Source organism: Cyanobium sp. PCC 7001 (assembly GCF_000155635.1).
GTDB lineage: Bacteria > Cyanobacteriota > Cyanobacteriia > PCC-6307 > Cyanobiaceae > NIES-981.
On the sequence record NZ_DS990556.1, the window covers coordinates 1577938 to 1600478 of the forward strand.

General features: G+C 68.9%; 17 protein-coding genes and 1 tRNA gene. 13 read left to right on the forward strand and 5 right to left on the reverse strand.

Going from position 1 to position 22541, the window contains the following annotated elements:
* The first annotated feature begins 40 nt into the window (after nucleotides 1-40).
* Both CPCC7001_RS07930 and cobJ read left to right on the forward strand, forming a co-directional pair.
* On the forward strand, nucleotides 41-1339 hold the full coding sequence (locus tag CPCC7001_RS07930; RefSeq protein WP_006910337.1) for a hypothetical protein: 1299 nt from the start codon (nucleotides 41-43) through the stop codon (nucleotides 1337-1339).
* 8 nt (nucleotides 1340-1347) lie between these two features.
* Nucleotides 1348-3153, forward strand: coding sequence for a precorrin-3B C(17)-methyltransferase (gene cobJ / locus CPCC7001_RS07935; RefSeq protein ID WP_043368798.1), 1806 nt, complete (start codon nucleotides 1348-1350; stop codon nucleotides 3151-3153).
* A 109-nt stretch (nucleotides 3154-3262) separates the two neighbouring features.
* Here the strand turns inward: cobJ and CPCC7001_RS07940 are convergent.
* Nucleotides 3263-3336: transfer RNA gene (locus CPCC7001_RS07940), tRNA-Pro, on the reverse strand.
* Between the two features lie 145 nt (nucleotides 3337-3481).
* On the opposite strand from CPCC7001_RS07940, the gene lipA reads away from it, so the two are divergent.
* On the forward strand, nucleotides 3482-4351 hold the full coding sequence (gene lipA, locus CPCC7001_RS07945) for a lipoyl synthase (RefSeq protein ID WP_006909816.1): 870 nt from the start codon (nucleotides 3482-3484) through the stop codon (nucleotides 4349-4351).
* Between the two features lie 78 nt (nucleotides 4352-4429).
* On the opposite strand, the gene gltB is transcribed toward lipA, so the two are convergent.
* Entirely contained in the window at nucleotides 4430-9016 is a 4587-nt protein-coding gene (gene gltB, locus CPCC7001_RS07950) for a glutamate synthase large subunit (protein WP_043368799.1), read from the reverse strand.
* 356 nt (nucleotides 9017-9372) lie between these two features.
* Here gltB and CPCC7001_RS07955 point away from each other — a divergent pair, with 356 nt between their 5' ends.
* The 9 genes from CPCC7001_RS07955 to CPCC7001_RS07995 all read left to right on the forward strand — a co-directional run bounded on the left by CPCC7001_RS07955 (nucleotide 9373) and on the right by CPCC7001_RS07995 (nucleotide 18192).
* Nucleotides 9373-11013: a phosphodiester glycosidase family protein gene (locus CPCC7001_RS07955; RefSeq protein ID WP_006909315.1), complete on the forward strand. Its 1641-nt coding sequence runs from the start codon at nucleotides 9373-9375 to the stop codon at nucleotides 11011-11013.
* Between the two features lie 83 nt (nucleotides 11014-11096).
* A complete protein-coding gene (locus CPCC7001_RS07960) occupies nucleotides 11097-11453 on the forward strand; it encodes a hypothetical protein (RefSeq protein ID WP_006911817.1) in 357 nt (118 codons plus the stop codon).
* A gap of 54 nt (nucleotides 11454-11507) precedes the next feature.
* Nucleotides 11508-11882, forward strand: coding sequence for a 30S ribosomal protein S12 (gene rpsL / locus CPCC7001_RS07965; protein ID WP_043368803.1), 375 nt, complete (start codon nucleotides 11508-11510; stop codon nucleotides 11880-11882).
* 87 nt (nucleotides 11883-11969) lie between these two features.
* On the forward strand, nucleotides 11970-12440 hold the full coding sequence (rpsG, locus tag CPCC7001_RS07970; RefSeq protein ID WP_006911809.1) for a 30S ribosomal protein S7: 471 nt from the start codon (nucleotides 11970-11972) through the stop codon (nucleotides 12438-12440).
* Between the two features lie 91 nt (nucleotides 12441-12531).
* Nucleotides 12532-14607, forward strand: a complete 2076-nt coding sequence (gene fusA / locus CPCC7001_RS07975; protein WP_006909985.1) for an elongation factor G — start codon at nucleotides 12532-12534, stop codon at nucleotides 14605-14607.
* Nucleotides 14608-14649: 42 nt separating this feature from the next.
* On the forward strand, nucleotides 14650-15849 hold the full coding sequence (gene tuf / locus CPCC7001_RS07980; RefSeq protein WP_006910634.1) for an elongation factor Tu: 1200 nt from the start codon (nucleotides 14650-14652) through the stop codon (nucleotides 15847-15849).
* A 251-nt stretch (nucleotides 15850-16100) separates the two neighbouring features.
* Entirely contained in the window at nucleotides 16101-16421 is a 321-nt protein-coding gene (rpsJ, locus tag CPCC7001_RS07985) for a 30S ribosomal protein S10 (RefSeq protein ID WP_006910513.1), read from the forward strand.
* Between the two features lie 134 nt (nucleotides 16422-16555).
* Nucleotides 16556-17203 (forward strand): LON peptidase substrate-binding domain-containing protein, encoded by a 648-nt coding sequence (locus tag CPCC7001_RS07990; RefSeq protein ID WP_006910507.1) that lies wholly within the window; start codon nucleotides 16556-16558, stop codon nucleotides 17201-17203.
* Nucleotides 17204-17223: 20 nt separating this feature from the next.
* A complete protein-coding gene (locus tag CPCC7001_RS07995; protein ID WP_006909047.1) occupies nucleotides 17224-18192 on the forward strand; it encodes a methyltransferase domain-containing protein in 969 nt (322 codons plus the stop codon).
* A gap of 42 nt (nucleotides 18193-18234) precedes the next feature.
* On the opposite strand, the gene pheA is transcribed toward CPCC7001_RS07995, so the two are convergent.
* A complete protein-coding gene (gene pheA / locus CPCC7001_RS08000; RefSeq protein ID WP_006909646.1) occupies nucleotides 18235-19068 on the reverse strand; it encodes a prephenate dehydratase in 834 nt (277 codons plus the stop codon).
* A 68-nt stretch (nucleotides 19069-19136) separates the two neighbouring features.
* Between pheA and CPCC7001_RS08005 the strand changes: the two genes are divergently transcribed.
* Complete coding sequence (locus tag CPCC7001_RS08005; protein WP_043368804.1) at nucleotides 19137-19649, forward strand: DUF1997 domain-containing protein; 513 nt, start codon at nucleotides 19137-19139, stop codon at nucleotides 19647-19649.
* On the opposite strand, the gene CPCC7001_RS08010 is transcribed toward CPCC7001_RS08005, so the two are convergent.
* Together CPCC7001_RS08010 and CPCC7001_RS08015 are read right to left on the reverse strand one after the other, a co-directional pair.
* Nucleotides 19650-20255, reverse strand: a complete 606-nt coding sequence (locus CPCC7001_RS08010) for a ribonuclease HII (protein ID WP_006910011.1) — start codon at nucleotides 20253-20255, stop codon at nucleotides 19650-19652.
* Between the two features lie 5 nt (nucleotides 20256-20260).
* The gene (locus CPCC7001_RS08015; protein ID WP_006909387.1) at nucleotides 20261-22327 is read right to left on the reverse strand and encodes an Rne/Rng family ribonuclease; all 2067 of its coding nucleotides are present in this window, start codon (nucleotides 22325-22327) and stop codon (nucleotides 20261-20263) included.
* Nucleotides 22328-22541: the final 214 nt, after the last annotated feature.

Below are 22541 nucleotides of genomic sequence, written 5' to 3' on the forward strand. Positions count from 1 at the left end.
ACCGGCCGGAGCCCTGCAGGAAGTGCCGCCTCCTGCAGGGGTGGGCCAGCTGCGAGCCGGCCTGCAGCAGCGCCAGCCCCGCTTGAGGATCCTGGGCCCAGCCGATGGGCAGGTGCTGCCCGGCGGGGACTGGACCCTGGAGCTCGAGGTTCAGGACTGGCCCCTGGTCGACGCCGGCGATCTGGGCCTCGGGCCCCATCTGGTGGTGCAGATTGATCAGCAGGCCCCCCGGCGGATCACCGGGCCCGCCCCAGCTGCAACGCAGCCCCCAGCCACCGCGCCTGGGGAAGTGCGCCTCAGCCTGACCCTGCCCCCCCTGGAGCCCGGCAGTCACCGGGTGACGGTGTATGCCGCCAGGCCCTGGGGGGAAGCCGTCAAGGCCGGTGACGCCAGCGACCAGATCCGGGTGCATCGTGTGGCGCCCAATCCGCTCGGCGTGCCCGCGCCTGGCACCCCCCAGCTGATCCCGGCCAGCCCGGAGGCCCTGAGCTCCAGCCAGCCGGTGCTGATCGACTGGCTGCTGCGCGATGCCCCCCTCCAAGGCCTGCGTGAGGGTGATGACGGCTGGCGCCTGCGGATCACGGTGAACGGCGACAGCTTTCTGGTGGATGAGAACACCCCCCTCTGGCTCAGGGGCTGGAAGAGCGGATCCAACACGGTGCTGATGGAACTGGTCGATGCCCAGGGCGCTCCCCTGAACCCACCGTTCAACAGCGTGGTGCGGGAAGTGTGGATCGACGCGAAGGCACCCCTGCCGGCCTGGGCCGCCGGGCCCCTGAGCCCCGACCAGCAGGCTCTGGTGCTGGGGGAACGCCCGCTGGCCCCGCCGCAGAGCAGCGCGCCGACATCCCGCTCCGACTCTTCCTTGACCTCGCCCTCAGCGGACCAGGCGCCCCCCGCGGCGACGGCCCCTGGGACAGCTGAAGCGACAGGCGATCCGACGGCCGATGCGACAGGCGATGAGACAGGCGATGCGACGGCCGATGGAGAGACGCCGCCGATGGCTGGGCCCGGCGAGGAGGCAGACCTGGAAGACGCCCAGGAGGGAGGGCCCCAGGACGTTCCCCAGGAGGGCCAGTTGCCTTCGGCGAACCCAGAAGCGGCTGGCAGCGGGGCTGAGGCCAGCATGGCCGACCCGGGCGACGAGCCAGGGCCAGGCGAGCCAGAGCCTGAGAAGCCAGAGCCGATCAGCCCCTCGGCTGTGGAGCCGCGCGAGGCGAACCTGCCGTCCAGCGGTGCTGAGGGCAGCGCCCGGGACCAGGTGAACCCGGATGGCACCCTGATCCAGCCCAGGCGTGAGGGAGTCCTGAGCGGTCTGCGCGGGCGCTGGGCCCGATGAGCGGCCCCATGACAACCGGAGCGGTCTGGGGCCTGAGTTTCAGTCCCGCCGGAGAACCCGTGCTGCAGCGCCTGCAGAGCGCGGGCGTGCTTGATCACCGCGTGGCCAGCGGCTCCGGTTCCGGCACCGAAGCGGAGGATGCCCGCAGCGTGCTCGAGCGCAACTGGAGCCGTGCGGGCGGGTTCGTGGTGGTGGGTGCCTGCGGGCTGGTGATCCGGCTGCTGGCTCCGCTGCTCGGCAGCAAAGCGAGCGACCCCGCCGTGGTGGTGCTCGACCCCCGCGGCCGCTTTGTGGTGCCCTTGCTGGGCAGCCATGCCGCCGGGGGGGAGGACCTGGCGCGGCGAGTCGCCGCCCTGCTGGACGCGACGGTGGTGAGCACCGGCAGCAGCAGCGGCCTCGGCACCCTGGCCCTCGACCGGTTCGGGGAACGCTGGGGCTGGCGGCGGGGCCGTGATGGCGACTGGAATCGACTGATGCAGCAGGCCGCCCGCGATCCCGCCGGGCTGGCCATCCATCAGAGCGCGGGAAGCAGACGCTGGCGGGAGCTGGCGGCAAGCCAGACGTTGCCGCCAGTGGGTTCGGAGTCCCGCGGCGACGGTGCCACGCTGTTCATCACGGCCGAGCAAGGCCCCGGCTGCCGCTGGCATCCCCCCTGTCTCTGGCTGGGCATCGGCTGTGAACGCCACACCAGCCTGTCCGTGCTGGAGCGTCTGGTGAGCGGGGCACTGCAGGACGCGAGCCTGGCGCCGGAAGCGGTGGCCGGCCTGGCGAGCATCGATCGCAAGGCCGATGAGCCCGCCCTGCTCGAACTGGCGGCCAGCCACCAATGGCCGCTGCGCTGGCTTCCTGCCTCGGAGCTGCGCCGGATTCCCGTGCCCAACCCCTCGGCGGTGGTGGAGGCGGAGATGGGAACCGCCAGCGTGGCCGAGGCCGCTGCACTGATTGCAGCGGGCTCGGGATCGCGGCTGCTGGTGCCGAAAACCATCGAACGTGCGGCCGATCAGGAATCCGGTGCGGCCACCGTGGCCGTGGCGATCGCCGCCGAGCAGCAGGCCCCCCACCGCGGAACGCTGCATCTGGTGGGCAGCGGGCCGGGACGCCTGGATCTGCTCACCCCCGATGCCCGCCTGGCCCTGGCCGAGGCCACGGTGTGGGTGGGCTACAGCCTCTATCTCGATCTGCTGGAGCCGTTGCGCCGGCCCGATCAGGCGCGCCTCGACGGCCAGCTCACCCAGGAGCGCGAACGCTGCCGGCAGGCCCTGGAGCTGGCGAACCAGGGCGTTGCGGTGGCCCTGGTCTCCTCCGGCGACAGCGGCATCTACGCCATGGCGGGGCTCGCCCTGGAGCTCTGGCTGCAACAGCCCGGGAACGCCCGGCCCCAGTTCCTGGTGCATCCGGGAATCTCGGCGCTGCAGCTGGCGGCGGCGCGGGCCGGGGCGCCGCTGATGCACGATTTCTGCACCATCAGCCTCAGCGATCGGCTGACGCCCTGGGATGTGATCGAACAGCGGCTGCGCAGCGCCGCTCAAGGGGATTTCGTGGTGGCTCTCTACAACCCCCGCTCCCGCGATCGCCACTGGCAACTGGAGCGGGCCCGCACCCTGCTGCTGGAAGCCCGGAGCCCGGAAACCCCCGTGGTGCTGGCACGGCAACTGGGTCGCCCGGAGGAATCCGTGACCCTCCATAGCCTCGGCGCACTTCCGGTGGAGCGGGTGGACATGCTGACGCTGGTGCTGATCGGCAACAGCAGCAGCTACAGCCAGGACGGACGGATGGTCACGCCCCGTGGCTATCCCGGTGCGGAGCTGAGCTGAGCGCTGCAAGCAGCCGCTGGGCTGGGCCGCGGCGAAGGTTCTGCCCCCGGGTGGAGGGCGTGTGAAACCTCGAGCCGCAAGCCGGCAGCTGGCCGCGATTGGAGGAGAATCGGGATGACAGGATTCGAACCTGCGGCCCCTTCGTCCCGAACGAAGTGCGCTACCAAGCTGCGCTACATCCCGATGGCGCGACTTTAGGGGATGGGAGGGCGTGCCTCCCTGCTGCTCTGCCTCGCGCCTGTGCCGCCTGAGCGCCGCAGAGTTCAGAGAGCGGCTGGGTAGGCTGAGCAGCCGTGAAGACCCTGGCCGCCCGATTGTTCCCGATTCCGTGCTGAAGCCCGACTGGCTGCGTGTGAAGGCTCCCCAGCGGGAACGGATCGGCGCCGTCGCCGACCTGCTGGTGGACCTGAAGCTCAACACCGTCTGCCAGGAGGCGAGCTGCCCCAACATCGGTGAATGCTTTGCGGGGGGTACGGCCACCTTCCTGATCATGGGACCGGGCTGCACCCGGGCTTGCCCCTACTGCGACATCGATTTCGACAAGAGCGTGCGCGCCCTTGACCCCACGGAGCCCGAACGGCTGGGCGAGGCGGTGGCCCGGCTCGGGCTCCAGCACGTGGTGATCACCTCCGTGAACCGCGACGACCTCCCCGATGGTGGCGCAAGCCAGTTCGTGGCCTGCATGGAGCAGGTGCGGCAACGGTCGCCAGGCACCACCATCGAGCTGCTGATCCCGGACTTCTGCGGCAACTGGGAGGCCCTCGCCGCCGTGATGGCGGGCGCACCGGACGTGCTCAACCACAACATCGAGACCGTGCCCAGGCTCTACCGAAAGGCACGGCCTCAGGGGATCTACCAGCGATCCCTGGAGCTGCTCCGACGCGTGCACGACCACTGGCCCCGCGCCTACACCAAATCCGGCCTGATGGCGGGACTTGGTGAGAACGATGGGGAGATTCAAAGCGTGATGAACGACCTGCATGATCACCACGTGGACATCATCACCATCGGGCAATATCTCTCACCCGGCCCCAAGCATCTTCCGGTGGACCGCTTCGTGACACCGGAGCAGTTCGAGAGCTACAGGCGCTACGGAGAAGACCAGCTTGGCTTTCTGCAGGTTGTCAGCAGCCCTCTCACCCGCAGCAGCTATCACGCCGGTGAGGTCCGCAGGCTGATGCAGTTGCATCCTCGCTGAGATCTCGGCTGAGATCGAGGCCAGTCCCTGCAGTCGACGGAAGGCTCTGTGGAAAGCTCGATGAGCGGTGGGGCAGGCTCACCCCACCGCCACCGCCTCCCGCTCCACCAGGCCCACCGTCTCCTTCTCACTGGGCGGCACCAGCACCTTGAAGCGTGACTTCCAGCTGGACCAGTCCGCCAGGATGCTGGCCGCCTTGGTGCTTCCCGTGGCCTGGAGATGGGCCTCGAGCAGGGGCCGCAGCAGCTCGTCCTGCTCCGGCGTCGTGAGGTCGCAGAGGGTCACGGTCTCGGGGTTGAGGCGATCGGCCAGGCCGCCGGATTCATCCAGCAGGAAGGCCACACCACCGGTCATGCCGGCGGCCACGTTGCGGCCGGTGCTGCCCAGCACCACCACGATGCCGCCCGTCATGTATTCACAGCAGTGATCGCCGGTGCCTTCCACCACCGCCCGGGCCCCGCTGTTGCGCACGGCGAAGCGCTCACCGGCGCGGCCGAGTGCGAACAGCTCCCCTCCGGTGGCTCCGTAGAGGCAGGTGTTGCCGAGGATCACCTGGGAGCCGGGATCCCTGCTGCCCGCCTGGGGCACCACCGTGACGCGACCGCCGTTGATGCCCTTGCCCACGTAGTCATTGGCATCACCGATCAGCCGCACGTTCATGCCCTGCAGCAGGAACGCGCCAAAGCTTTGCCCTGCGGCTCCGCTAAAGGTGAGATCCAGCTGCCCCTGGAACCCTCTGTTGCCGTGGCGGGCGGCGATCTCTCCGGCCAGGCGCGCCCCGACGCTGCGGTCGGTGTTCACGATGGCCAGGCTGCGCTCCACGGTGCCGTGGCCTTCGATGGCCGCCATCACGGCGGCATCGGCCAGGAGGGTGTCTTCGAGGATGGGGCCGTTGCCGTGGGCATCGTGCTCATGCAGCAGCCAGGAGCGGTCGGCTGGATCCGCCACCGGATCGATCAGGCAGGAGAGATCGAGGCTGCGGGTCTTGGTGAGGGGCACATCCCGCGGCTGCAGCAGTTCGGTGCGACCGATCAGGTCCTCCAGGCGCGCAACGCCCAGCACGCTCAGCAGCTGACGCACCTCCTCGGCCACGTAGAGGAAGAAGTTCACCACATGCTCGGGCAGTCCGGTGAAGCGCTGGCGCAGGGCCTCCTTCTGGGTGGCTACCCCCACCGGGCAGTTGTTGGTGTGGCAGACGCGGGCCATGATGCAGCCCTCGGCGATCATCGCCACCGACCCGAAGCCGAACTCCTCGGCCCCGAGCAGGGCGGCGATGATCACGTCCCAGCCGGTCTTGAGGCCCCCGTCGGCGCGCAGCAGCACCCGATCCCGCAGGCCATTGGTGAGCAGGGACCGGTGCACCTCCGTGAGGCCCAGCTCCCAGGGGGTACCGGCGTGCTTGATCGAACTGAGCGGGGAGGCGCCGGTGCCGCCGTCGTGCCCGGAGATCTGGATCACATCGGCATTGGCCTTGGCCACGCCAGCGGCGATCGTGCCGATGCCGATCTCGGCCACCAGCTTCACGCTCACCTTGGCTGCGGGGTGCACCTGGTGCAGGTCGTGGATCAACTGGGCCAGGTCCTCGATCGAATAGATGTCGTGGTGGGGAGGAGGGGAGATCAGGGCCACCCCCGCCTTGCTGTTGCGCAGCCAGGCGATGTAGGGATCCACCTTGGGTCCGGGCAGCTGCCCGCCTTCTCCGGGCTTGGCCCCCTGGGCCACCTTGATCTCGAGCTGCCGGCCGCTGCGGAGGTATTCCGGCGTCACCCCGAAGCGGCCGGAGGCGATCTGCTTGATCGCGGAGCAGGCGCTGTCGCCGTTGCGGAGGCCGCGGATGGTGGGAAGGCTGGCGGAGCGGCCTTCGGCGTCCACGTCCTGAAGCACATGGAAGCGGGCTGGATCCTCTCCCCCCTCGCCGCTGTTGCTCTTGCCGCCGATGCGGTTCATCGCCACGGCGAGCACCTCATGGGCTTCCCGCGACAGCGCGCCGAGGCTCATGCCGCCGGTGCAGAAGCGGCTGCAGATGCTCTCCACGCTCTCCACCTGCTCCAGGGGCAGGGGCGTGGCGGCGGGCCTGAGCTCCAGCAGATCGCGCAGGGCCGTCACTGGCCGGTGCTCCAGCAGCGTCTTGTAGGTGGAGAAGTGGTCATAGCCGGGGCCCGCCGCGACAGCGGCATGGAGGGCCTTGGCCATCTCGGGACTGTTGAGGTGGAACTCACCGCCGGTGCGGTACTGCACGAAGCCCATGAACTCGAGCTTGGTGCGGTTCAGTTCCGGGAACGCCTTGGCGTGGAAACTGAGCGTCTCGCTGGCCAGATCCGCCAGGCTCAGGCCCGCCACCCGGCTGGTGGTGCCGCGGAAGGCCAGATCGATCAGGTCGGCGCCGATGCCGATGGCTTCGAAGATCTGGGCCCCGTGGTAGCTGGCCAGCAGGGAGATCCCGATCTTGGAGAGGATCTTGCGCAGACCATCCTCCAGGGCCTTGCGCACGTTGGCCTGCACCCGGGCTGCCGTGAGCTCGGGCAGCCTGCCCCGCTCGATCAGCTTCTGGGTCTTGGGGTGGGCCAGCCAGTGGCGGGTGGTTTCCCAGGTGAGCCAGGGGCACACGGCGCTGGCGCCGAAACCGATCAGGCAGGCCAGATGGTGGGTGCTCCAGCACTGGGCCGTGTCCACCACCAGGGAAGTCTGCAGCCGCAGGCCCAGGGCCAGCAGGTGGTGATGCACCGCACCGACCGCCAGCAGCGGCGGGATGTAGGTGGTGGTGGCGTTGATGCCGCGGTCGGAGAGCACCAGGATCTGGCTGCCCCCGCGCACGGCCGCTTCCGCCTCGCTGCGGAGCCGGTTGATCGCCCCCTCCAGCCCCGCCGGACCATCCTCGATCGACAGCAGGGTGCTGAGGGTGGTGCTGGGGAGCCCCTGCTGCCCCACCGCCTCCAGTTCGGCTTCGTTGAGGATGGGGCTGGAGAGATGGAGCACCGCGGCCGAGGCCGGTTCCGGACGCAGGGGGGACCCGCGCCGGCCCAGATGCATCTCCAGGCTCATCACCAGCTTTTCCCGCAGGGGGTCGATCGGCGGGTTGGTGACCTGGGCGAAACGCTGCTTGAAGTAGTCGTAGAGCAGGTGGGGCTTGCTGGAGAGCACCGCCAGGGGGATGTCATCACCCATGCAGTAGGTGGGCTCCTTGGCGGCGCCGGCCATGTCCTCGATCACCAGATCGAGGTCCTCGGCGGTGAAGCCGAAGGCCGTCTGCTGCTGCAGGAGTTCCAGGTCGTCGAGCTGGCGCTGGTCCTCCCAGGGCTGGGCCAGCAGGGTGCGGCGATGCTCGGCGAGCCAGGCTCCGTAGGGGTGGCGGCTCGCCACCTCCTGCTTCACGTCCCAGTTGTGCAGGAGGCGGCACTGCTCCAGGTCAACCGCGAGCATCTGGCCGGGACCCAGACGGCCCTTCTCGACGATGCTGCTCTCCACCAGGTCCACCACCCCGGTTTCCGAACCCATCACCACGAAGCCATCGCTGGTGATGCAGTAGCGGGCCGGCCTGAGGCCGTTGCGGTCGAGGGTGGCCCCCACGCTGCGGCCGTCGGCGAACACCAGCAGCGCGGGGCCATCCCAGGGCTCCTGGGTGCAGGCGGAGTACTCGTAGAAGGCCTGGATCTCGGGCTTGTCGGCCAGTTCCGGCTGATCCCGGAAGGCCTCGGGCACCAGGGTGAGCAGGCTCTCGGTGATGGGGCGCCCGCTCCGCACCATCAGCTCGAGGGTGGCATCGAGGTTGGCGGAATCGCTGAAGGCGGCGTTCACCACCGGGCGGAGGTCGTCGGCCGCGTGGCCCCACACCGCTTCGAGATTCACTTCCGAGGCCTTGGCCCAGTTGATGTTGCCCAGCAGGGTGTTGATCTCCCCGTTGTGGCCGAGCAGGCGCATCGGCTGGGCCAGGGGCCAGCGGGGCAGGGTGTTGGTGCTGAAGCGGCGGTGGTACACGGCGAAACTCACCGCGAAGCGCGTGTCGCGCAGATCGGCGTAGAACGCCGCCAGCACCTCGGATCGCACCATGCCCTTGTAGACCACGGTGCGGTTGCTGAGCGAGGCGAAATAGAGGTCTCCCGCGCCCGGGCCCCAGGTCTCGCGGGCCCGATCGCCGCAGCGGCGCCGCAGGCGGAACAGCAGGCCTTCGAGGGCGTCGCCATGCACGTCGGCCGCCAGCAGCCACTGCTCGATCACAGGGGCCGTGGAGCGCGCCATGGGCCCGAGCACGCTGGGATCCACCGGCACGGGGCGCCAGCCGAGGGAGCGCAGACCCAGCTGAGCCGCCTCGGCTTCACAGAACCGGCGCGCTTCATCCCGGCGTTCGGCAGCGGCGGGAAGAAACACCATCCCCAGACCGCGATGCTGGGACACGGAGTCCGCAGCGGCTGGCCACACCGCCTCGAGGTAGGTCCAGGGAATGCCGCAGAGCACTCCAGCGCCGTCGCCGGAGTCACCATCGCCGCCGCAGCCGCCGCGGTGCTCCATGCAGTCGAGGCCGCGGAGGGCCTGCTGCAGCACCCAGTGGCTGCGTTCTCCCTTCAGGGAGGCGAGGAATCCCACGCCGCAGGCATCCCGTTCCCCGGCCACGGCCTCAGGAGCAGGGCTGTCGCAGTGCGGCCAAACGGGGCGGGTGGGACGAGGCATAGCCCGGGATTCTGGAGTTGGTGTCAGCGGGCCCCCCATGGCTGCAGGGTCCCGGCAGGGATCTGCGGCCGTCGAGCCTTCAGAAACAGTGAGCCTGATCCTAGGGATCGGTATCCCCGGAGCACGGCTAGCGTCAGCGGGTTTGCACGGCTGGGATGGGTTCCGTCGGAGCGAGAGATTCCCTGTCGCCATCGACCGCCGCCGCGAACCTGCGCTTCCGCGCTCAGAGGCGGGGCGCCCACCTGCTGAGGGGGGGGCTGCTGATGCTGGCGACTGCGCTCCCGCCCATCGCCGCTGCCGCCGCCCCGAGAATGCCGCTGCCGCCCCCACCGCCGCCGGCGACGGGCTCCCCTTCCATGGCCGAACAGCTGGGCGGCGGCGAGCGCCAGGGCACCGGCATCAGCATCAATGGTCAGTCCCAGCAGGCCCGCTGGCTCTGGATCGGCCCTGCGGACGGCCCGCCGCGCCAGCTCTGGCTGCCTCTGGAGGTGCTGGAGAACCAGCTGGGGGTGAGCAGCCGCAGCCGCCCTGACGGCAGCCTCGATCTGGAATGGTTCGGCCGGCCCCTGCTGGTGCCCCCGGCCCGGCAGCGCAGCCTCGACGACGAAGTGGCGGTGGATGCCCTGCCGCTGCTCTCCGCCGTGGGGGTGCAGACGGAGGCCCGGGGCGCCCAACTGTCGCTCAACCTGGCCGCTGCCCCGGTGCTGCAGGTGCGCAGCGGCAACCAACCGGGAGCGCGGCGCCTGGTGCTCGACCTGGGCCGTCCGGCCCTGGTGCGCAGTGCCGGTGCCCAGCTTCTGCTGGATGTGCAGGCCAGCCCCGCCCAGGTGCAGGAGCTTCGCAACCTGGGGCTTGTGGTGCAGGGCTCCGGGCGGGGGCTGGCGGTACGGCCCCGCCGCGGACCGGTGAGCAAGGTGTTCACCCTGGGGGATCCGAACCGCCTGGTGATCGACATCCCCGCCGAGGGGGACAGCGGCCCAATCGCGCCGGCGCCGATCAGCCCGGAGGTGCAGGCCATGATCGGGCGCACCCTGCGCTGGGATCGCCTCGTGCGCGATGGGGTGCGGATCAACGCGGTGCGGATCGATCCCCGCACCGCTCCCCTGCAGCTGCGGCCACTGGTGCGGCCCGGCTCGATGGAGGGGCTCACCTCCCTGGTGCAGCTCGCCGGCCAGACCCGGGCCCTGGTGGCGATCAACGGGGGGTATTTCAACCGGGTGCGGCGCCTGCCGCTCGGGGCCCTCAAGGTGGATGGCCGCTGGATGTCCGGACCGATCCTCAACCGCGGCGTGGCGGCCTGGAACGGCAGGGAGGTGCCCAGCTTCGGCCGTCTGCTCCTGGAGGAGTGGGTGATCGGGCCCGACCGGGCCCGCCTGCCGATCGTGGTGGTGAACAGTGGCTATGTGCAGCGGGGCGTGAGTCGCTACACGGCGGACTGGGGGCCCTTCTACCGGGCGCTGAGTGGCTCGGAGACGGGGCTGCTGCTCGGCAGCGACGGTGTGGTGAGCCGCAGCCTGGCCAGCGCGGAACTCGCCCAGGGGATTCCCCTGCGCCCGGGGGAGACCCTGCTGGTGGGCCGCGGCGGCGTCGGGCTGCCCTGGGGGCCCGGCAGCCGCCTGCAGCTCAGCAGCCGGCCCAGCAATGCGCTGGGCAGCATGAACCAGGTGATCGGCGGTGGCCCTCTGCTGCTGCAGGGCGGCCGGATCACCCTCAATGGAGCGGCCGAGAATTTCAGTGCCAGCTTCCTGCGGCAGGGGGCCCCCCGCACGGTGCTGGGCAGCGATGGCCGCGAGGTGTGGCTGATCACCCTGGAGGGCGTCAACGGCAGCGGGCCCACGCTGGGCCAGGCCGCCCAGCTGCTCCGGGCTCTGGGGCTGCGGGACGCCCTCAACCTGGACGGCGGCAGTTCCACCGGCCTGGTGCTGGGGGGGAGTCACCAGGTCAAGGGCCGCGGCGTGGCCGGATCGGTGCACAACGGGGTCGGCCTGGTGCCCTGAGGGCCGGTTCGCCGGCCAGGCGGGAGGTGGAGCCTGCCTGCTGTGGTGCCACAGTGGATCGGCGAGCCATTCCCCGCAGCCCCATGCCGAAGGGCCACAGTCTGCGCCTTTCAGCCAGCGCGGCCGCTGAGCTGGGCCGCCAGGCCGCCGTGGCGGGCACACCCGGACTGGTCCACCTGGATCTGGTGGAGGGGGGGTGCGAGCGGTGGACGATCCGGGTGCGGCCCGGCCACCTGGCGGGGGTGCCCATCGCCCGTGCCGACGGCGTGACGCTCTATGCCCCGGCCGAACAGCTGGAGCTGCTCACCGGCCTCACCCTCGACTACCGCGGTGATCTCAGCGGGGGGGGCTTTCTGGTGCTGCCGGGCGAAGGGGTGGTGAGCTGCGCCTGCGGGTCGGCCTTCAGCCGGGGCAAGGAGGGGCGGCAGGCGACCCAGTAAGGTGACGGATTGTCGAAATCGGTCGGACGTCCGACCTGTGTTCTCCGGCCCTCGATGCCCACTATCCAGCAACTGATCCGCACTGAACGGCAACGTCTGACACGAAAGACGAAATCGCCGGCCCTGCGTTCCTGTCCCGAGCGCCGTGGTGTGTGCACCCGCGTGTACACCTCCACCCCCAAGAAGCCGAACTCGGCCCTGCGGAAGGTGGCGAGGGTCCGCCTCACGTCGGGGTTCGAGGTGACGGCCTACATCCCCGGCATCGGCCACAACCTGCAGGAGCACTCGGTGGTGCTGATCCGGGGCGGCAGGGTCAAGGACCTCCCCGGCGTGCGTTACCACATCATCCGCGGAACGCTGGACACCGCTGGCGTCAAGGATCGCCGCCAGGCCCGCTCCAAGTACGGCGCCAAGACCCCGAAATCCTGAACCTGCCTCCAGGTCAGGCCTCAGGTCCGGCTCCGGGCCGGTCAGGCCCCTGGATGACCAAGTCTTCCCAAGCACCTCGCAATTCCGATGTCCCGCCGCAACGCTGCCGAAAAGCGCCCGATCCTTCCCGATCCCCAGTTCAACAGCCGTCTGGCCTCGATGATCGTGGCCCGGCTCATGAAGCACGGCAAGAAGTCCACCGCCCAGCGGATCCTGTCGGACGCCTTCGCCCTGATCAACGAGCGCACCGGCTCCGATCCCCTGGAGCTGTTCGAAACGGCTGTGCGAAACGCCACGCCCCTGGTGGAAGTGCGGGCCCGCCGGGTGGGTGGTGCCACCTACCAGGTGCCGATGGAGGTGCGCCAGGAGCGGGGCACGGCCATGGCCCTGCGCTGGCTGGTGAATTTCTCCAGAGCCCGCAACGGCCGCAGCATGGCCCAGAAGCTGGCGGGCGAGCTCATGGATGCCGCCAATGAAGCCGGCAGCGCGGTGCGCAAGCGGGAAGAGACCCACAAGATGGCCGAAGCCAACAAGGCTTTTGCGCACTACCGCTACTGATCCCGGCTGCCCCACCGGCGGGGCACGATCAGCCCAAGGCTGATCAGTACAGTATCGACTGCTTTTTGTAGACCTTTCGGAGACATCCCCCGTGGCTCGCGCCTTTCCACTGGAACGCGTCAGAAATATCGGCATCGCCGCCCACATCGACGCGGGCAAAACCACCACCACCGAGCGGATCCTCTTCTATTCGGGTGTGGTGCACAAGATCGGTGAGGTGCACGACGGTGCCGCCGTGACCGACTGGATGGCGCAGGAGCGCGAACGGGGCATCACGATCACGGCAGCGGCCATTTCCACCAGCTGGAAGGATCACCGCATCAACATCATCGACACCCCGGGGCACGTCGATTTCACCATCGAGGTGGAGCGCTCGATGCGGGTGCTCGATGGCGTGATCGCCGTCTTCTGTGCCGTGGGCGGTGTTCAGCCCCAGTCCGAGACGGTGTGGCGCCAGGCGGACCGCTACAAGGTGCCGCGCATGGTGTTCGTCAACAAGATGGACCGCACCGGCGCCGACTTCCTGAAGGTCTACAGCCAGATCAAGGACCGCCTCAAGGCCAATGCAGCGCCGATCCAGCTGCCGATCGGTGCCGAGGGCGAGCTGAGCGGAATCATCGATCTGGTGAAGAACCGGGCCTTCATCTACAAGGATGAGCTCGGCAAGGACATCGAGGAAACCGATGTGCCGGCCTCGATGGCCGATGAGGTGGCCGAATGGCGCAACAAGCTGATGGAGTCGGTCGCCGAGACGGACGAAGATCTCGTGGAGGTGTTCCTCGAAACCGGCGAGCTCAGCGAGGAGCAACTCCGCAACGGCATCCGCGAGGGCGTGCTGAAGCATGGCCTGGTGCCCATGCTGTGCGGCTCGGCCTTCAAGAACAAAGGGGTTCAGCTCCTGCTGGACGCGGTGGTGGATTACCTGCCGGCACCTGTGGACGTGCCCCCGATCCAGGGCCTGCTGCCAGACGGCACCGAAGCGCTGCGTCCCGCCGACGACAGCGCTCCCTTCAGCGCCCTGGCCTTCAAGGTGATGGCCGATCCGTTCGGCAAACTCACCTTCGTGCGCATCTACTCCGGCGTGCTGCAGAAGGGCAGCTACGTGCTGAACTCCACCAAGGACAAGAAGGAGCGCATCTCCCGTCTGATCGTTCTCAAGGCGGATGACCGTGAGGAAGTCGACGAACTGCGTGCCGGTGATCTGGGCGCCGTCCTCGGTCTGAAGGACACCACCACCGGTGACACGCTCTGCGTGGACAGCGACCCCATCATCCTGGAATCGCTCTACATCCCGGAGCCGGTGATTTCTGTGGCTGTGGAGCCCAAGACCAAGGGCGACATGGACAAGCTCTCCAAAGCCCTGCAGTCCCTCTCGGAGGAAGACCCCACCTTCCGCGTCTCCACCGATCCGGAAACCAACCAGACCGTGATCGCCGGCATGGGCGAGCTCCACCTGGAGATCCTGGTAGACCGCATGCTGCGCGAATTCAAGGTGGAGGCCAACATCGGCGCTCCCCAGGTGTCCTATCGGGAAACCATTCGCGCCAGCGCCAAGGGCGAAGGTAAATTCGCCCGCCAGACCGGCGGTAAGGGCCAGTATGGCCACGTGGTGATCGAGATGGAGCCCGGCGAGCCGGGCTCAGGGTTCGAATTCGTCAACAAGATCGTTGGCGGCGTCGTTCCCAAGGAATACATCGGTCCGGCCGAAGCCGGCATGAAGGAGACCTGCGAATCCGGCGTGATTGCGGGTTATCCGATGATCGATGTGCGCGTCACCATGGTCGACGGCTCTTATCACGACGTCGACTCCTCGGAGATGGCGTTCAAGATCGCCGGCTCCATGGCCTTCAAGGACGGGGTCAAGAAGTGCAATCCCGTGCTGCTTGAACCGATGATGAAGGTGGAGGTCGAGATCCCCGAGGATTTCCTCGGTTCGGTGATCGGCGACCTCTCGTCCCGCCGCGGCCAGGTCGAAGGACAATCCATCGACGATGGACAGTCCAAGGTCCAGGCCAAGGTGCCCCTGGCCGAGATGTTCGGCTACGCCACCCAGCTCCGATCCATGACCCAGGGTCGGGGTATCTTCTCGATGGAATTCAGCCACTACGAGGAAGTACCTCGCAATGTGGCCGAGGCCATCATCTCCAAGAATCAGGGCAAGTCCTGATCCTCATTCGTACCCACCTAACCCCCCCGATTCTTTCCTCCCATGGCTCGCGAGAAGTTCCAAAGGAACAAACCCCACGTCAACATCGGCACGATCGGCCACGTTGACCACGGCAAGACCACCCTCACCGCTGCCATCACCAACGTGCTGGCCAAGAAGGGTTTCGCCAAGGCCCAGGCCTACGACCAGATCGACGGTGCTCCCGAGGAGCGTGAGCGCGGCATCACCATCAACACCGCCCACGTCGAGTACGAGACCGACAACCGCCACTACGCCCACGTGGACTGCCCGGGCCACGCGGACTACGTGAAGAACATGATCACCGGTGCCGCCCAGATGGACGGTGCCATCCTGGTGGTGGCCGCCACGGACGGTCCGATGGCCCAGACCAAGGAGCACATCCTGCTGGCCAAGCAGGTGGGTGTGCCTGCGCTGGTCGTCGCCCTCAACAAGTGCGACATGGTGGATGACGAGGAAATCCTCGAGCTGGTGGAACTGGAAGTGCGCGAGCTGCTGAGCAGCTACGACTTCCCGGGTGACGACATCCCCGTGGTCAAGGTGTCGGGTCTGAAGGCCCTCGAGGGCGATGCCGAGTGGGAGGCCAAGATCGCCGAGCTGATGGATGCCGTCGACGCCTCCATCCCCGAGCCCGAGCGGGAAGTGGACAAGCCCTTCCTGATGGCCGTGGAGGACGTGTTCTCGATCACCGGCCGCGGCACCGTGGCCACCGGTCGGATCGAGCGTGGCAAGGTGAAAGTGGGCGAGGAGATCGAGATCGTCGGCATCAAGGACACCCGCAAGAGCACCGTCACCGGTGTGGAGATGTTCCGCAAGCTGCTCGACGAGGGCATGGCCGGCGACAACGTGGGTCTGCTGCTCCGTGGCATCCAGAAGGAGGACATCGAGCGCGGCATGGTGCTGGTGAAGCCCGGTTCGATCACCCCCCACACCAAGTTCGAGGGTGAGGTCTACGTGCTCAAGAAGGAAGAGGGCGGCCGCCACACCCCCTTCTTCGCCGGCTACCGGCCCCAGTTCTACATCCGCACCACGGATGTGACCGGCCAGATCACCGCCTTCACCGCCGACGACGGCTCCAACGTGGAGATGGTGATGCCCGGGGACCGCATCAAGATGACCGGCGAGCTGATCTGCCCCGTGGCCATCGAGCAGGGGATGCGTTTCGCCATCCGTGAGGGCGGCCGCACCATCGGTGCCGGCGTGGTGTCCAAGATCATCGCCTGATCGTCACCTAAGGTCGAGGAATGGGGGCGAGCCTCCATTCCTCTCCGGCAGCCCTGCCAGCGGATCTCCAGAGGGATTCCGTGTCTGGCGTGATCCTGGGGATCGGGGCGCGAGCCTCCGGTCCAGCCCGGAGCAGCCAGTCTCCGAGAACCAGGCTCCGAGAACATTGACAACCCGGGTTCCTGCCCAAGCGAGCCACCCGGCCCACCATCTCTTCGATTTCACGCCACCCCGGCGTCCAGACCCTTCCCATGTCCACCGCCATCGCCCAGCAGAAGATCCGTATTCGCCTGAAGGCGTTCGATCGCCGCATGCTGGATCTCTCCTGCGAGAAAATCATCGAGACGGCTGACCACACCGCCGCCACGGCCATCGGCCCGATTCCGCTGCCCACCAAGCGCAAGATCTACTGCGTGCTGCGCTCGCCCCACGTGGACAAGGATTCCCGGGAGCACTTCGAAACCCGCACCCACCGCCGCATCATCGACATCTACAGCCCCTCGGCCAAGACGATCGATGCCCTGATGAAACTGGATCTCCCCAGCGGCGTCGACATCGAAGTCAAGCTCTGATTCAGAGCCCCCTGATCCATCAGGCTCTGATCCGTCACGCAGGACCCGCCCAGCCCCGAACGAGGCTCAGGGGTGCGCCAGTCCCGGCCAGCTGGCGCTGTTCCTAGAATGGCCTGGCAACTCCTCAGCAAGCCATGGGTGAACTGGCCGTAAGGGAGCTGCCTCTCTTTCCCCTGCCCGATGTGGTGCTCTTCCCCCAGGAAGTGCTCCCGCTCCACATCTTCGAACCGCGCTACCGCATGCTGCTGCAGACGGTAATGGCGGAAGACCGACGCTTCGGCGTGGTGCGCTGGGATCCGAAGCAGAAGGCGATGGCCAGCATCGGCTGCTGCGCCGAGATCATCCACTGCCAGACCCAGGACGACGATCGCAGCAACATCGTCACCATGGGCCAGCAGCGCTTCCGAGTGCTGGACATCGTGCGGGAGGCCCCGTACCGCGTCGGGCTTGTCAGCTGGATCGAGGACGCCGTTCCCGACTCCCCCGAAGAGCTGCAGAGCCTGGCCACATCCGTGAACCAGGCCCTGCGGGATGTCGTTGAGCTCACCGCGAAACTGGTGGGGAAACCCGCCGCACTGCCGAGCGATCTGCCCGATCTGCCACGGGAACTCTCGTTCTGGATCGGATCCCACCTGGGAGGTCCGGTTGCCGATCACCAGCAGGCCCTGCTGGAGCTCACCGACACCGGTGAGCGGCTGCGGCAGGAATTCGAACTGCTCGACCAGACCCGCCGTCAGCTGGCGGCCCGCACGGTCCTGAAGGACACCTTCCAACCCCAGTAAGTTCCTCTCCCGAACGCCCCATGCCCTCCCTCAGCTGGCCCCTGGCCGCAGCCCTGGCTGTGGCCGGGGGATCAGCGGCAGCGGCAGTCCTGTGGTTGCGGCGCAACCGCCGCTACCAGGACAGCGCCAGCGTGGCCGCCGCCTACGACCGCTGGACCCAGGACGCCCTGCTGGAGAGGCTGTGGGGTGAGCACATCCATCTCGGCCACTACGGCGATCCACCCGTGGGAGCAGGCCGGCGCGACTTCCGCCGGGCCAAGGAGGACTTTGTGCACGAGCTGGTGCGCTGGAGCGGTCTCGACCGTCTGGCACCCGGCAGCAGGGTGCTCGACGTGGGCTGCGGCATCGGTGGCAGCGCCCGGATCCTGGCCCGGGACTACGGCCTCGATGTGCTCGGCATCAGCATCAGCCCGCTGCAGATCGCCCGGGCCCGGGAGCTCACGCCAACGGATCTGGCCGGCCGCTGCCGGTTCGCGGTGATGGATGCCCTGGCTCTCGAGCTGGAGGAGGGCAGCTTCGATGCCGTCTGGAGCGTGGAGGCCTCACCCCACATGCCGGACAAGCAGCGCTACGCCGACGAGCTGTTGCGCTGCCTGCGGCCAGGGGGGCTCCTGGCCGTGGCGGACTGGAACCGCCGCGATCCCAGCGACGGCGCCCTGTCCGCCCGGGAGCGCTGGGTGATGCGTCAGCTCCTCGAACAGTGGGCCCACCCGGAATTCGCCAGCATCCGCTCCCTGCAGGCCAACCTCAACGGCAGCCCCTGGGCCGGTGGGGTGGCCGTCGAGACGGCCGACTGGACGGCAGCCACCCTGCCCTCCTGGCTGGATTCGATCCTGGAAGGGGTGCACAGACCCGGGGCGGTCCTGGGTCTGGGCCCCGGGGCCGTGCTGCAGGGGCTGCGGGAGGCTCCCACCATCCTGCTGATGCACTGGGCCTTCGCCACCGGCCTGATGCAGTTCGGGGTGTTCCGGGGCCGCAAGCCGGCCTGAAACCGGGCCCTGGAATCCTGGGCCCCGCATCGGGGCTCGGGTTCAGCCGGCGCCCTGGTGGTTGATCGGATAGGCGCCGAACAACGCCAGGTGTTCGCACAGCGGGCCCAGATCCTCCAGAGCTGCCTCCAGCACCTGGGGGGCTTCCGGCAGCTCCAGATCCACGAAGAAGATGTACTCGCCCATTTCCCGCTTGGATGGGCGCGACTCGATCCGGCTCATGTTCAGACCACGCCGGGCAAAACACCCCAGGGCCTCCAGCAGGGCCCCCGGCTGGTTCGAATGGAGCGAGAAGGCCAGGCTGGCCAGGGTGCCGGTATGGGCGCGGATGCCGCGGCGGAGCAGCAGGAAGCGGGTGCAGTTGCCCGGCACATCGTTCACGGGATAGGCCAGCACCGTGAGCCCGTGCTCCTCGGCGGCCTGGCGTGAGGCGATGGCGGCGCGGAAACGGCTGCCCGCCACCATGCGGGCCGCATCCGCCGTGGAGCTGGTGGGCAGCTGCAGAGCCTTCGGCAGGTTGTCCGCCAGCCACTGGCTGCACTGGGCGAGGGCCTGGGGATGGGAGAGCACCTCGCTGATGCCCGCGATGGTGCCGGAACCCACCAAGGCATGGCGCACCGGCAGCACCAGGGCCCGGGCCACCGCGAGGTCCGGGTGCTCCCAGAGGGCATCGAGGCACGTGGTGACCCCTCCCTCCACGGAATTCTCCACCGGCACCACGGCCGCGTCGCAGTCACCCTGGGCCAGGGCCTGCACCACGGCCCGGATCCCCAGCTGCGGCACCAGCTCGGCATCGGCCAGTCCCTCCAGCGCGATCAGCTGCTGCGCAGCCTGCTCCCCGTAGGTACCGGCAGGACCAAGAAAGGCAACGCGCATCACGAGCTTCGACAGAACTGGGGGCCCTGGGGCGACCGATAGGATCATGCCGCGCCGGCCCTCAGGCGATGCCCCTGGCCTTCCGTGCCAGTCAGCAACTGCAACTTGGCGTTCGCCACCAGCAGGACAGCCTGTCCCGCTATCTGGCCGAAGAAGACCGGGTGGTGAAGGCTCTGCTGGATCCCAGCCAGCTCGAGCGTCTGGGCCCGGGCCGCTACCGCTATGCCGTGAGCCACCTGGAGGTGTTCCAGCTGAAGATCCATCCGGTGGTGGAACTGAGCACCCATCTGGAACCCGGCAGAATCGACCTGATCGCCAACCACTGCCAGCTCGAGGGGCTTGGCCTGGTGGATGATTTCCAGCTGGAACTGAAGTCCTGGCTGGTGGCCAGCGAAGAGGGCCTGGAAGGGGAAGCCAACCTCGCCGTGAGCGTGAGCCAGCCCCCGCTGCTGCGGCTGATCCCTCCCCGGGTGCTGGAGGCCACGGGCCGCTCGGTGCTGGCGGGGATTCTGCGCAGCATCAAGAGCCGGGTGGGTCAGCAGCTGGTGGTCGACTTCGAGCGCTGGTGCCAGGAGCCCTGATCACCCTGTCAGCACCCTGCTGAGGAAGCTGCGGCGGTGCAGGGCCGTGGGCCCCAGGCTCAGAAGGGCGGCACGGTGCTGGGCGGTGCCGTAGCCGGCATGGCGCTCCAGTCCGTAGCCAGGGAACCGGTCCGCCAGGGTCCGCATCAGCTGGTCGCGGGCCTGCTTGGCCAGCACGCTGGCCGCGGCGATGGCGGCGTTGCGGCTGTCGCCGCGCACCAGCGTGGCCTGCTCTCCGGGCCACCCCCGCAGGGGCAGCACGCCGTCCACCAGAAGCAGGGCCGGAGGCTGGGGCAGTTTGGCCAGGGCGCGCTGCATCGCCCGCTCGGTGGCCTGGCGGATGCCGAAACCGTCGATTTCGGCCGCCGATGCCTGGCCCAGCGCCCAGGCCTCGGCGGCCTCACGGATCAGCGGCAGCAGGGCCTCCCGGCGCCTGGCACTGAGCTTCTTGCTGTCGGTCAGGCCCTGGGCGGTGAGGGCTGCGGCGGCCTCGGCCCCGAGCACCACGGCCCCGGCGAACACCGGGCCGAACAGGCAACCCCGTCCCACTTCATCCACACCGGCGCAGCAGGCTGGATTCCGGCCGAACCAGGGATCCTCGGCCAAGCCGTTCAGACGGTCGCGGACGAGCGACGGCGGCGGCGGCGGGGTTCCCCATCCTCCGGCGCCGTGTCGGCCGGTGCGGCGGCGGCAGCCTTGGCCACCGGAACGGGGGCCGCCACCGGCTCATCCCGGCGGGTCGGCACCGACACCGTGACCACGGTCTCGGGAGTGAGCTGGGCCGGCAGGGGCGTGATGTCCACCGGGGCGGGGGCCGGGGAGGACGCCCGTCCGCGGCGCGCCGTGCGGGTCGGGCCGGCGGCGCTGTCGCCACGACGGCTGCCATTGGTACCCGCCAGCTCCGGGCCTGGCGTGGATTCCGCCGCGGCCTGGGGCGAGGTCTCGTGGGACGCTTCAGCGCTGCCCTCTTCGGCGGAGTGGGTCTGGCCCCCGCCGCGACCGCCGCGACCACGGCGTCGCCGCGAGCCGCTGCTGGCCAGCTCCTGCCGCGCTTCCTCGCGCACGGCCTCGGGATCGACGCCGGGGCGCACCACCCGCACCACGGCACTGTCGGACGCGGGGGGAGTGTCGAGCAGCAGGGCTGGATTCAGGCCCAGCCAGCCATAGACCGCCTCCTGCACCGGATCCATCGGCACGGTGAGCACCTCGGGCTCGGGGCGGCGGGAGGCGTCATGGCCGGAGCGGCCGGTGTCGGTCTGGTCCTGATCCAGAAGCGGCGCCACGGGAACGAATGCGGTGGCATCATCGGCTTCGGAGGACGACCTGCCGCCCCGCCCGCCGCGCCGCCGCCGGGAACCGCCGGACTCAGCCGCGGCAGTGGGGGCGGCCACCTCGGCACGGGCTGCTGCGGCCGAGCGCACCAGACCCGCGGCGCTGGCGAGGGGCTGCAGGCTGTCCCGCCCGGGCAGGACCGCCACATGGCCGAGGCCGCCGCAGCTGGGGCATGCACGCCCGAAGAGCTCGTAGATGTTCTGGCCCTGGCGCTTGCGGGTCAGTTCCACCAGGCCCAGCTCGGTGAGCTGCGCGATCTGGGGCCGGGCCGCGTCATCGCGCACGGCCTGGGTGAAGTGCTCCAGCACCTGGAGCTGGTCGCGGCGCGATTCCATGTCGATGAAATCGATCACCACCACCCCGCCGATGTTGCGGAGCTTCAGCTGCCGGGCGATCTCGACGGCGGCCTCGCAGTTGGTCCACAGCACCGTCTCGCGGGCATTCGCCGAACGGGTGAACGACCCCGAGTTCACATCGATCACGGTGAGCGCCTCGGTGGGCTCGATGATCACGTAGCCGCCCGAGGGCAGGTCCACCCGGGGCTTGAGGGCGTCGTGGATGGCGGCGCTGACCTTGTAGGCCTCGAGGATGTCGCTGGGGGCGTCGTGGGCTTCCACCAGCACGTTGCTGTGGTCGGCGCCGAGGAAGGCCTTCGCCCGCGACACCCCTTCCGGGCTGTCCACCACCACCCGCACCAGCTCCTGGCTGTAGAGGTCACGGAGGATGCGGTGGATGAAGTCCTCATCGCGGTTGAGCAGCACCGGCGGCGAGGCCGTCTCGGCAGCGGTCTGAATCGCCTCCCACTGGCGCAGCAGCGACTCGAGGTCTTCGATCAGCAGCTCTTCGCTCACCCCCTCGGCTTCGGTGCGCACCAGCAGCCCCGCCCCGGGGGGCTTGATCAGAACCCCCAGGGCCCGCAGGCGGTTGCGCTCGTTGTCGCCGTTCACCCGGCGGGAGATCGTGACACCCTGGCCATGGGGCTGCAGCACCAGGTAGCGGCCCGGCAGGGCAAGATTGCCGGTGAGGCGTGGGCCCTTGGTGCCGGTGGGCTCCTTCATCACCTGCACGAGCACCTTCTGCCTGGGTTCGAGCAGCTCGGTGATGCCGGCGCCACCCTTGCGCAGCCTCAGGGGGCCGAGATCGGTGATGTGGATGAAGCCGTTCTTCTCGCTCTCGCCGATGTTCACAAAGGCGGCATCGATTCCCGGCAACACGTTCTCCACCGTGCCGAGGTAGACATCGCCGATCTGATAGCGGCCCTGGGCCACGATCAACTCATCAACACGTTCGTCGTTGAGCACTGCGGCGATCCGCAGTTGCTCGGCAATGACGATCTGCTGGGGCATGGGATAAGAGGTGGCCCCGGGTGGGACCCTGCCAGGGGATGGGCCGAACCGGGAGACCGATGACGGGCCTGCCGGAAGGCGTTGGAAACAATGGTGTGGTCGGAACAGGCCAGGCCGATTCCGGTGGTGCTGCTCGCAATGCTGCTGGAATCTGACCGCGCATCGAGCCGCGGGTCGCTTTCAGGACGCTGGGAACCGGAAAGCGCTTGGGGCG

Bases quoted from the DNA above. Each gene is read 5' to 3' on its own strand.
- cobJ (WP_043368798.1), top strand. From the start codon at position 1,348: ATGACAACCGGAGCGGTCTGGGGCCTGAGTTTCAGTCCCGCCGGAGAA.
- gltB (WP_043368799.1), bottom strand. From the start codon at position 9,016: ATGCCTCGTCCCACCCGCCCCGTTTGGCCGCACTGCGACAGCCCTGCT.
- CPCC7001_RS07955 (WP_006909315.1), top strand. From the start codon at position 9,373: ATGGCCGAACAGCTGGGCGGCGGCGAGCGCCAGGGCACCGGCATCAGC.
- CPCC7001_RS07960 (WP_006911817.1), top strand. From the start codon at position 11,097: ATGCCGAAGGGCCACAGTCTGCGCCTTTCAGCCAGCGCGGCCGCTGAG.
- rpsL (WP_043368803.1), top strand. From the start codon at position 11,508: ATGCCCACTATCCAGCAACTGATCCGCACTGAACGGCAACGTCTGACA.
- rpsG (WP_006911809.1), top strand. From the start codon at position 11,970: ATGTCCCGCCGCAACGCTGCCGAAAAGCGCCCGATCCTTCCCGATCCC.
- tuf (WP_006910634.1), top strand. From the start codon at position 14,650: ATGGCTCGCGAGAAGTTCCAAAGGAACAAACCCCACGTCAACATCGGC.
- rpsJ (WP_006910513.1), top strand. From the start codon at position 16,101: ATGTCCACCGCCATCGCCCAGCAGAAGATCCGTATTCGCCTGAAGGCG.
- CPCC7001_RS07990 (WP_006910507.1), top strand. From the start codon at position 16,556: ATGGGTGAACTGGCCGTAAGGGAGCTGCCTCTCTTTCCCCTGCCCGAT.
- CPCC7001_RS07995 (WP_006909047.1), top strand. From the start codon at position 17,224: ATGCCCTCCCTCAGCTGGCCCCTGGCCGCAGCCCTGGCTGTGGCCGGG.
- pheA (WP_006909646.1), bottom strand. From the start codon at position 19,068: ATGCGCGTTGCCTTTCTTGGTCCTGCCGGTACCTACGGGGAGCAGGCT.
- CPCC7001_RS08005 (WP_043368804.1), top strand. From the start codon at position 19,137: ATGCCCCTGGCCTTCCGTGCCAGTCAGCAACTGCAACTTGGCGTTCGC.
- CPCC7001_RS08015 (WP_006909387.1), bottom strand. From the start codon at position 22,327: ATGCCCCAGCAGATCGTCATTGCCGAGCAACTGCGGATCGCCGCAGTG.